Below are 7,186 nucleotides of genomic sequence, written 5' to 3' on the forward strand. Positions count from 1 at the left end.
TTCAAAAAAGAATGAAACTATCGGGACAAAGGTGGACATTAAAAGGTGCTCAACAAGTAGTAAATCTAAGAATTACATTGAAAAATAACGAGTGGAATAAATTAGTCAGTCAAATAAAAATGGCAGCTTGACAAACTTGTCCTACACCCTAAATTATTGATAATGAGTTAGTTGTAAACTCGTAATTCCAATTTGGCCCGCTTTGGTTGTGGAGACCAAAACTAATCTATGGCTCTTTCGTGGGAAGTTTGCCCCACATTTAAGTGAACCCCCTGTTACAGAAAAATGAACAATTTGCCGAAAACATACGGTTTCTAAAATGGAAGCTTCGAATATTGAGAGATTTCGTTAAAGTGTTACCTGTAAACTCAGATAAAAGCTACGTCCATCCGAAGGCAAAATACCTGGGCCTGGATATCCCGTTGCTCTTCGTGTGAAATAATAATTATTGGTTAAATTATTGATATTTCCTTCAATTTTAAATCTTGTAAATTTATATGAAATACTGGCATCCATTACATCATAAGCTGGAATTAAGCCAACCACTGCCGAAACCCCTCCTTCTCGAGCATTGGTAGCTTCCGAAAATTGGTCTGATAAATAAGTATATTGATAAGACATTTTTAGGTTTTTGTAACCCAAACGAACCCCACTTTTAAGGTTTACCTTTGGCACAAATTCCACTTGATTACCAACAACGCCTACAATTTGACTTGCTTTATAAGTGGAATTAATCAAGGCTATATTAGAAAATAATACACCACTGAGTAACTCTCTTTCAGGTTTAAGACTTCGTAAAATATCAATTTCTCCATAAGATTCTATACCCATTATTACAGCTTGTCCAATATTACCTCTTCGACGCAAAACTCGGTTGCTTTCATCATAAAATTGTACTTCTCCAATACGATTATTATAGTTTAGATAAAATCCACTTATGTCAAAATTGTACAAAGAAGTTTCATAAGTTCTAATGCCTAAATCAATTGAATAACCTTTTTCATCGTTCAGATTGGGGTCAATTACGGAAGAAGGGTTGGCTATTCTCATATCGCTGAAGGTAATTGAACGATAATTTTGTGAAATATTACCGTAAATATCTAAATGAGAAGTGGGTTTGAAACTAACACCTATTCCTCCTAAAACAAATTGACGTTTGTTTTGACGAGATTCTGTGGTGCGGCTGGCACTGATTATATTTCCTGCTAAATCAAAAAGTATATTTCCATAAAAACCATCGGCTTTGGTATTTATATTTTCATATCGAATTCCTGGGGTTATTGAAAGTTTGTCATTTAGATAAAAAATATTCTCAATAAAAAGAGAAACATTATCATTGGGGAAACTATAATCGTTAGCGATACCTTGTTTATTACTGATGAAATCAAAATCAGCCTCTTTTGTTTTGCTTCCTAAACCTTGAACGCTATGATTGAAACCATGATAATAACGACTACCAATCAGAAAAACCATTGCACTTTTGCCAATAAAATAACGTTTTAAATACCGAGCTTCTGCTCCCCAATTGGTGAAATCCCCTTTTATCAAATCTCGTTCAGAATTATCATCTACGCTGGCAACTCGGTTGGGACGAAATCCTAAAGAATATCGGTAAGCTGAAAGTCCAAAAACACGAAGATTAAAATCATTATTTTCATTAAATTTATGGTCAAAATGTAATGCCCACAAATTCCAATTAACTTTAAACCAATTTCGTTCTCGATTCGTTTGGCGAGGGTCTTCAGCAAACATGGCATCTGTTAATCCACCAGGTTGATGAGCCAAATAATTACTATGGGTAAAATCAATTCCTACGCTTGATTTATCTGAAATTTTATAATCAATATCAGCATAGAAATTATAGCTGTCTAATTCAGAATTTGCTCGCCATCCATCTGCTTTTTTATACTGAAAAAAAGTATAATAGCTTAATTTAGCTACACTCTGCTTTTTCACCGTTCCACTTACACTTGTAAAAGCATTATAAAATCCAAAAGAGCCAAAACTTTGCCGAGCAACTACCTCTATTGCTTTATCCAAAACAGGCTTTTTCATGACAAAATTTATCAATCCGCCAAATTGCGTTCCATATTGTAATGAAGCTGCACCACGTACAATCTGAATCTTTCCAACTGCTTCAATGGGCGGTGTATAATAGCTTTCTGGATAACCTAAAGCGTCTGCACTTATATCATAGCCATTTTGTCGCACGTTAAAATTAGAACTTCTGTTTGGGTCAAGTCCTCTGCCGCCAATACTTAGTTGTAATCCTGCTCCATCATTTTCCCAAATATTTAACCCAGCTACACGAGAGAAAACTTGTCGAGCATTGTTGGTGGCAAGGTTTGCCACTAATTGTTCTGGTAAAATAACTTCGGTTTTTTTACCTTCATAAATACCCATACTTTCTACGGCACGCATTCGGGTAAAGCCAAAATCAGTTTGTTTTTGGGTAACAATTACTTCGTTGAGGTTTTCATCAAATAAATCCAGATAAATATCTAAATCTATATTTTTATCAATGATTTTTATTTCTTTTTTGATGGATTTAAAATCTTGAAAAGAAGTTTGAAGAATGTATGTTCCTTTGGCTAATTTATTGAAAATAAAATTGCCATTTTCATCAGCCAAAGTAGTTGGGGATCCAGCGTTGAGAATGATTCTGCAAGAGGTTACAATAGAACTGTCTTTTCGTAATTTGACTGTTCCTGTAAGGTTATATTGGGCGAAAGCAAGCGTTCCAATAAAACAAAGAATAAGTGTACTAAAAGCCTTTGATAGTGTCATTGAAAGGTAAAATCCATGATTTATGTTTAAAAGAATCTTTTTCTTTAGCCAAATTTGTATTTGGACTAATAAGGGGTTTGCCAAGGCGACCATTAAGCGATACATAAGAATCTACATATACTTCTGGGGATTCAAAGCCATTTTCAGTATAATAATCATGTAAAAAATGGGCATACTGTAAAATCATATCAGGCTGAGTTGACATCATTTTTTCTTGTAATGTTGTTAAAAAACGATTATTATTTACCACCATTCTCTCTCCTTTGGCATTTTTGATAGTGAATTGTGTATAACCCGCTTTTTCCATTAACATTACTCTCCATGAAAAACGATAGCCTTCTTCTGTCCAAAATAGTTCATCCTTATAAAGTAAATACCTGAATGGAAATAAGAGTTGAAAAATAAAAAATACAATAAAAATCCACTGAAAAAATTGAGGAGTGTAATAGCTTTTTGAGGTAACAATAAAATCGGAAGGGAAATTAAGCCAAGTACTTATTTTATTGATAATTTTTTGATGAAAATTTGCCGAAAAAAAGACTAATGCTACCACTATCATAATATATGGAAACATCCCTATTGGAAAGAGAATTGCCGTAAGAACATGAAAAATAATAACGGCAATGTAGGCAAAAGGTCGAGTGGAATTATTCCATAATAAAAACGGAATACCTAAATCGTATAAACATCCAAACCAGCTAGAAACGTAAGGAATCCAAGAATAATTAAATAAAAAGCCAATAATTGGCATATCATTTCTGGCAGGAAGCCAAATTTTTAGTGGTAAAGCATGAACAAGCCAATCACTATTGATTTTTGCTAAACCTGCATAGAAATAAAGAATACCCAGCATTAATTTGAGAGCATCTATATTCCATTGTGGAATAAACTGTGCCAATATTTTTCGATTTCTGTAAGCATCTATTGAAAAATAGACATTAGCAGGTAAAAAAATCAACAATAGACTCACTAAACTGATGAAATAATAGTGATTTAAATATGTTGATTTATCAATTAATTCAATGTAAGTGAAACTCAAAAATAGGCATATTGTTGCAATTCTATAAAAGAAACCCAAAGCAACCATGATGGCTGAAAGTCCACAAATACTAAAAAGTACATAAGTATATTCTCCCAATGGTTTTACAAATTCAAAACCAAAAAAAGAGAAAAAATATTGAGGTGAAATATATAATTGTTCAATCCAGCCATTGCTCCAAAAACGAAGTACACTACCAAACATCATCAACCCAAAACTAAGTCTAAAAACGGCTAATGGAGCAACACAGGTATTTTTTTTAAAATAGTCATTAATCGCCATCATTGTCAGTAAAAGTAATTGTAATACTCATGGCTGATGTCATATCTACTTTCAATATTCTTACAGCTTTTTGCATTTCATTATAAACATCTTTCATGGCTTGGTTATTGGTTTTCACATCGTCATAGAAATTGGGTTTCAAAGCCTCTATTTTCGCTTTGTTTATTCCAAATTGGGCATTAAGTAATTCTGCAAGCGATTTTCCTGTACTACTATCTTTTGCACCTAGAGCATTAAGATATGTTTTGAATGAAGCACCTTCTGTATTTGTTTTTACACCTTTTCCATTAAAAAAATCAATATATGCTTGGTGTGCAGTTTTAGCTAAAATTTGTGAAATATCTTTTTTATAAAAAGCTTCCACTTTTTCTGGAGAAACCACCCCATTCAACATAGCCCCTGACGGAATTCCGAATTTACCAGAACGGATAAATCTCTCATAATGAAGTACAAGACCATTAACCATCAATGAGGTAGATGAACTAATATCTAAACCGGTTTTAGTAATAAAGGTTTCTCTATAAGTGCCAGTCCAATCAGTATTGACTTTCGTGAAAAGTAAATTCATCCGAGCCGTAAGCTTCTTGACATACGCAAGTCTTTTAGGTCCTTCAGTTGCATTAGTGTAATAGGTTAAGATAGCGGTATCATTATTTCCTACACCATTTAGTAAATAATCTAAAGCAGGAAAACCTTGTTGAGAGTATGAAGCAGGAACCTCCAAATTGGCATTTGGGTCTGCAATATTATCAGCAATACCTTTTTCGCTGGTAGGGTAAATATTAAAATAATTGCGAATGGTTTGTCTTTCAGCAGGACCAAAATCAAATAATTCTACTTTTTGCCATTCAGTATAAGCATCCACCCAAGCCGAACGAAATTCAGTCAAAGTAGTATTGTCAGGTTTTGCTGTAAATGCCTCTGATTTTGCTTGCATTACATCAAACTTTACCTTAAAATTGGCGTATGCAGGAATGATAATATTGTCAGCTAAGCTTGTAAGCAATATTTTTCTGTCTTTTCCTTCGTCTGTGGTAGGGATTGGCGTAACTGTTCCAGAATTATCACTACCACACGATAATAAAAATCCAGTAACCAAAAGCAAAAGAGAATTCTTAAATTTCTTCATCCTATTAAGTATAAATAGTGGATTAATAACAAATTGTTATTAATCCACAGATTAAAATTTTTAATTTAAAATTACAACTTAAATTTTGCGACAATTGCATCAGAGGCAGCATTGATTTTATCATTTGTCAAATCCCAAAAACCATTTGTAGAACCTACTAAATTATTTAAAAGGTCATTTGAGAATTTAGCATCAGCTCCATTGAGAGTAGCATAACGAAGCGAATAAATAAACCCAAGTCCTTCACCTATGGCATGAGCTCTTGTAGCATTATCTGTACCTGTTTTCCATTTTCCAAGATATCCAACTGCCGCTGCTGCAATTGCTTTTTCCATTTCTGTTCTGATAAAAGTAGCCTGTGTTTTCAATTCTGTTTTATCATTATTAACGATTGCTACACGACCTTTCAAAAATGCTAAGTGAAATTTAGCATAATTTGCTTTGTTAAATTCCCAAATATATGAACCAAGAAAAGATTCGGATGTACCACGAACGGCATCTGTTGAACCAGCTAAATAAACTGGGTTAAGCGTAAGTATACCGTAAGCTTCGTCCCAATTATGCTCTAATTGTGAATATTTTTTACCTGCAACTAAATTTTTATTATCAGCATCTAAACCAGTTTTTAATAAAACATTACAAATATAATCTAATTGTAAGGCCCCTATTAAGGATTTTTGGATAATTTGTGCTGTTTCTATTCCTTTAGCATCTACTAAATAAGTACCTGTTTTGCCTGCAATACCACTTGAAGCAGTTACTGAAACAGACTTACTAATTATCGCCATATCTCCAAACAATCCTTCCATTCTTGTACGGGCTGCTTCTGCATCAGTTGCAGATAATGACGAGGCTGTAAGATTACGAAGTTGAACTCCAGAAGTATTTAAATCAGCACCAACTATTTTTAAAGGAACGATATCTGTAAAAGCATTTCCTGTATTTACGTACATATTTTTAAGTAAAGTAGCATCAAGTGTTTTTGTATCTCTCACGGCTGCACCTAAATAATAATTAATTGCTTGAAATTGTTTGTATCTATCATTTCCTGATTTAAAATCAACGGTACTATCGCCAGTTGCGCTTATAAAAAGGCTTTTATAAGGAGTTGTTGCAATCACTTTTGCATAGTCAATTTTAGTGCGTAAATCTGGCTGAGCATCTTCAGTTTTAGTACAAGAAGAAAGACCTACTAAAATTGATAAGGTCAAGATATACTGAATTTTAATAATAAATTTTAACATGTTTTTAAAGTTTTACTTTTTTAATAATTGTTATCTTGTGCTTTTAATTAGACTTATTCTAAATAATAAACAAAGTTAAAACATGAATTTTAAAACACAAACTTTATTTAGACTTATTTTAAATAAGTAAGTTAAATTTAAAATAAGGCTGGAATTGAGGAAATATTGGTTGCAGCTAAAGGTACTTCGGCAGGTACTGATAGATACTCTTTAGATACTGTGGTAGATACTGTGGTAGATACTGATAGATACTGCATAGATACTCTCGAGATACTCATAGATACTCTGGCTGTATCAAAAGGTGGGAAGCAATCTCAATCAAATTTTATGTTTATCTTTTTAAAATAATCAATTGAACGATTTATTTTATTATTGGTCTCCACAACCAAAGCGGGCCAAATTGGAATTACGAGTTTACAACTAACTCATTATCAATAATTTATGATAAATATATTTTTGTAAGCAATTTTTAAGCTACTATTATCTAACCGTTAATTTTGGTAAGTAATTATTCACGAATAGGTAGCCACTCGTATGTCAAAGGTAGTGTGATAACAGTTTAATGAGTATGATCAAGTCTATAAAGCTCCTATATTTTACCTGAATCAGGTAAAATATCATTATAAAGACAGTTTTTTTGGTTAAAATCAAAAAAAGTAAATTTTACTTAAGCAGGTCGATATAATCAACGTATAGGCTCTATAA

General features: G+C 32.8%; 4 protein-coding genes. All 4 read right to left on the minus strand.

The window, feature by feature from the left end; all coding sequences use genetic code 11:
- Nucleotides 1-348 precede the first annotated feature (348 nt).
- The 4 genes from AC1W31_RS19790 to AC1W31_RS19805 all read right to left on the minus strand — a co-directional run bounded on the left by AC1W31_RS19790 (nucleotide 349) and on the right by AC1W31_RS19805 (nucleotide 6,481).
- On the minus strand, nucleotides 349-2,787 hold the full coding sequence (locus tag AC1W31_RS19790; protein ID WP_481736227.1) for a TonB-dependent receptor family protein: 2,439 nt from the start codon (nucleotides 2,785-2,787) through the stop codon (nucleotides 349-351).
- A complete protein-coding gene (locus AC1W31_RS19795; protein WP_481736228.1) occupies nucleotides 2,765-4,111 on the minus strand; it encodes an HTTM domain-containing protein in 1,347 nt (448 codons plus the stop codon). The genes AC1W31_RS19790 and AC1W31_RS19795 overlap by 23 nt, the downstream gene beginning before the upstream one ends.
- The gene (locus tag AC1W31_RS19800; protein ID WP_481736229.1) at nucleotides 4,098-5,237 is read right to left on the minus strand and encodes an imelysin family protein; all 1,140 of its coding nucleotides are present in this window, start codon (nucleotides 5,235-5,237) and stop codon (nucleotides 4,098-4,100) included. The genes AC1W31_RS19795 and AC1W31_RS19800 overlap by 14 nt, the downstream gene beginning before the upstream one ends.
- 71 nt (nucleotides 5,238-5,308) lie before the next feature.
- A complete protein-coding gene (locus tag AC1W31_RS19805; RefSeq protein WP_481736230.1) occupies nucleotides 5,309-6,481 on the minus strand; it encodes a DUF4856 domain-containing protein in 1,173 nt (390 codons plus the stop codon).
- Nucleotides 6,482-7,186 lie beyond the last annotated feature (705 nt).

The organism is Arcicella sp., from assembly GCF_964672035.1.

What these genes read in the sequence shown, in the direction of transcription:
- AC1W31_RS19790 (WP_481736227.1), bottom strand. Translation starts at nt 2,787, where the DNA reads ATGACACTATCAAAGGCTTTTAGTACACTTATTCTTTGTTTTATTGGA.
- AC1W31_RS19795 (WP_481736228.1), bottom strand. Translation starts at nt 4,111, where the DNA reads ATGATGGCGATTAATGACTATTTTAAAAAAAATACCTGTGTTGCTCCA.
- AC1W31_RS19800 (WP_481736229.1), bottom strand. Translation starts at nt 5,237, where the DNA reads ATGAAGAAATTTAAGAATTCTCTTTTGCTTTTGGTTACTGGATTTTTA.
- AC1W31_RS19805 (WP_481736230.1), bottom strand. Translation starts at nt 6,481, where the DNA reads ATGTTAAAATTTATTATTAAAATTCAGTATATCTTGACCTTATCAATT.